At 40.3% G+C, this 1,845-nt stretch carries 1 protein-coding gene and 1 pseudogene; both read left to right on the top strand.

The annotated features are described in order from the left end of the window. Positions 1-136 precede the first annotated feature (136 nt). Positions 137-556, top strand: coding sequence for a hypothetical protein (locus NL646_RS23290; RefSeq protein WP_253664757.1), 420 nt, complete (start codon positions 137-139; stop codon positions 554-556). Beyond that, positions 538-670: pseudogene (locus NL646_RS23295) on the top strand (DUF3265 domain-containing protein). The gene NL646_RS23290 and the pseudogene NL646_RS23295 overlap by 19 nt, the downstream one beginning before the upstream one ends. Positions 671-1,845 lie beyond the last annotated feature (1,175 nt).

Consider the following 1,845-nt stretch of genomic DNA (forward strand, 5'->3'; position numbering starts at 1 on the left):
TAACAAACAATTCAAGAGGGATTCGTAACGCGTGGCATTTTTACTATGCGTTAATTTTGGTTATTAAGGTGGTTTGCGGCGGCATTGGTGTTGCGTTACTCACCCCTTAATTGGGCGTTATGTGCTAAGGAAGGCGATGTTAAATAAACTACGAAAAATGATTTTAGGTTGTACAGAACTAACTCAATTTGAAGAGCAATCTATTAAATTGTGTATTGAGAATTTACCTAAAAACCTAAAGGGAATAGCTGCAGCGCAATTTAAAGAGTACAACCTTATTCAAAGGGAATATGACGGTCGCACTGTTAATTTCTATAAAGTGAAATGTTTGCGTAAAGTCGTCAATCCAAATCAATTGTTACCAATCAAAACTGATGATTGTGTATTAATCAAACTGGAATTGAAAACAATTTCAAATGAGAGAATTGGGGTAACTTTACATGCAACTGGGCATCGAATATTTAGTGCATCTTTTAGTAAAGATGCTTCTAATCTAGGTAAGATTGAAGGTATGCGGCTAGAAAAGCTCACTAAATCATGGCGTTCAGTCGTTTAGCACATAACAAACTGTTCAAGAGGGATTCGCAACGCGTGGCATTTTTACTATGCGTTGGTTTTAGTGTTTAAGATGGTATGCGGCGACTGCGGTATTGCGTTGCTCACCCCTTAACAGGGCGTTATGTTTCACTTTGATTTAGAAGAAATAAAAGGTTTTCTGGCGCTTATTTCTTTGGCCTCTTTGGCAATTCGTTTGAGTTGTCTCAGCAATTCAATATTGTCTGCCCAAGTTCATGAATTCCTCAAAGATAATCACGCTTCAAAGTTCGTGGGTTGCTTCCATTCGGAGTCGAGTCTGCGCGTTGGTAATTAGTCTGGCTTAAAGTCGCTTCGGTTCTATTTCCCAATGAGCAAATCGGCAGCGGGGTTTTCGGCAATTTGAGTTTTGTTTTTCGCTGTTTTGAAAGGGATGCCGGCTCTTGTTTAAAGCTATTTAGAGTTGCCTCAATCCAATTCCTGAGAATTACACGTTTTGTATTTATCACTTTTGTCGGACTATTCCAACACTTCGTGTGACGCAAGTTAAACAATTTTTTATGCAATTCAGTTCTTTGCCATGTGAGCGAGTCAGTTGTGGTAAAACATAACAAAGTGTTTAAGAGGGATTCGTCAACGCGTGGCGCTTTCACTTCAAATCAGTTTAAGTGATTAAGGCGGTCATATCCGCTTTGGCGGTAGCGTTGTCTCACCCCTTAACACGGCGTTAGTTGCCAACGAGGAAAACGCAGCTAAAGTAAAATGTTTAAGACTAAGTTTTGCCCAGTCTTGTGCTCTGACTTTTAAGGTTTTGGGTGTGAATAAATCGCGCTTCGTTCTTTGCTGGTTTGCTGTTTCAGAAGTCGATTAGTTTGTTGAATGTCAGCTCTGCGGCTTTGTCTTTCCAAAAGAGCTTTTTGGTGTTGTTAGCCCGTTTTCTACGGCGCTGTTTGTTCCACATGGTTTCAGTGACAGGCGCTTTGAAACTGCACCTGATTTGAGTTTTTCAAAGCATGTAAAACTAGTGTTGGCAAAGCGGCAATTAACATCAAATCAAAGCTTTAGGTTTGGCAACTAACAAAGCATTCAAGAGGGATTCGCAACGCTTGGCAGTTTTGGTTTGAATTAACTTTAGTGTTTACGGCACAATGCTTTAGGTCGGGTGGTTGGCGTTGTTCACCCCTTAATGCGGCGTTAGGCAGATAAGGAAATCATGAAGTTTAGAGTTAGAAAGGCATTACTAGATGATGTCGATAGAATCGCACATATACACGTTAGTTCATGGACATATGCGTACAATGGTCTGATGCC

Source organism: Vibrio sp. Y20_XG_PY13 (assembly GCF_024181925.1).
GTDB lineage: Bacteria > Pseudomonadota > Gammaproteobacteria > Enterobacterales > Vibrionaceae > Vibrio > Vibrio parahaemolyticus.